At 72.4% G+C, this 1,455-nt stretch carries 1 protein-coding gene; it reads right to left on the bottom strand.

Annotated features, from left to right (window positions below):
• Nucleotides 1–1,261: helix-turn-helix domain-containing protein (locus CA983_RS43590; protein ID WP_167407564.1), on the bottom strand; the 1,261-nt coding region annotated here is incomplete at its 3' end.
• Nucleotides 1,262–1,455 lie beyond the last annotated feature (194 nt).

Below are 1,455 nucleotides of genomic sequence, written 5' to 3'. Positions count from 1 at the left end.
GGGTGAAGGTGCGGGGGCTCGGGGTGGTCACCAGGTCCAGGTGTTCGTAGGTGATCAGGGCCCGGCGGGCCGTCGCCCGGGCCAGGCCCGTCGCCTGGGCCACCTCCGTGAGGGTCAGCTCCGGCCTGTCCTCTCCGAAGGCCGTGAGGACCGTCAGGCCTCGGGCCAGGGATTCGATGAAGTCACGGCCCAGCCGCTGCTTGGAGGCGCCCGTCCAGAGCGCGAGGTTGGAGGGGGGCGGGCCGGGCTCCGGGGGTGGTGTGCGGTGCAGTTCGCGTTCCATCTCCGTCACCGCCGAGCGCAGCCTCGGCAGCAGTGTCGTGCGCAGGTCGTGTGCTGTGTGCCGGCTCGTGTGGCTGACCACGCTCGCCACGCATGCGATTTTTCGGTGGTCGCCTGTGTGGCCGTCTGTGTGGCCGCTTGGATGAGCGACTGAGTGAACTGGGTGAGGGGAGCGGACCGGGACCGAGACCGCCACCAAGCCCGGTTCGATCAGTTGGTCGTCCAGGGCCCAGCCGTTCGCCGCCGCCTCTTCCGTGCGGGCGACGAAGGCCTCGTCGTCTCGTTCGCCCGGTCCGTACTTGCGCGGCGGTACGGCCGTGAAGGACAGGTCCCTCGGGTCCGATGCCCTGCGGTCCCGCCAGTGTTGCCAGTCGGTGGCGGTCCACTCCGTCGCGAACAGCGGGCCCGGTGCGGTGCGTTCGGCGGGGAGCAGGTCGCCGATGCGGAAGCTCAGGGACATCGCGCGGCGGCGGGTCGCCTGGTGGATGAAGCGGATGCCGTCACGGTCGGCGACCGCGAGGGAGACCGACTCGTCCAGTTCGTCGGCCAGGGCGTCCGCCCGGGCGGAGAGGAGGGCGGGGAGGCGCAGGGCGGAGAGGTAGGCGTTGCCCAGTTCCATCAGGCGCGGGGTCAGGTGCACGTCCCTGCCGTCCAGGCGGACGTATTCCATGCGGGCGAGTGTGGCCGTGATGCGGTCGACCGTGGAGCGGGCGAGGCCGGTGGCCCGTTCCAGGGCGCTGAGGCTCAGCGTGCCGTCCGCCTCGGTCAGTTCCCGCAGGACCCCGATGCCGCGGATCAGCGGCGTGACCGCCTCGGCGGGTGCCCCCGTCTTCCCGACAGCCGGCGACCCCTTCCCGACAGTCGGCGACTCCTTTGCGTCGGCAGGCGCCCCCTTCCCGTCGGCCGGTGGGGCCGCCCCGGTCCCGTCGGCCCGTGGGGTCGCCCCCTCGTGGGCGTCGTTCGTGGGCTTCGCTGGCATCGGCTCTCCGGTACGGCGGTCGCGGCAGGCCTACCGTAAGGCGGCAGGCCCTACCGTAATCCTGAATCGGCCCCGTGCCCTTGCGCTGATCGCCCCGGTGCCGACCGCTACCTCCTCGTCCATCGCCCCTCGCCGACCGGCCGCTGCCTACCCCCGCGTCACCCGCACCCTGTAATCCCCCGCCGGATCCACCC

Origin of the sequence: Streptomyces swartbergensis, from assembly GCF_002148965.1 — a bacterium.
GTDB lineage: Bacteria > Actinomycetota > Actinomycetes > Streptomycetales > Streptomycetaceae > Streptomyces > Streptomyces swartbergensis.
The sequence above is the reverse complement of the archived record's forward strand: the minus strand, read 5'-3'. Positions and strand labels throughout refer to the sequence as shown.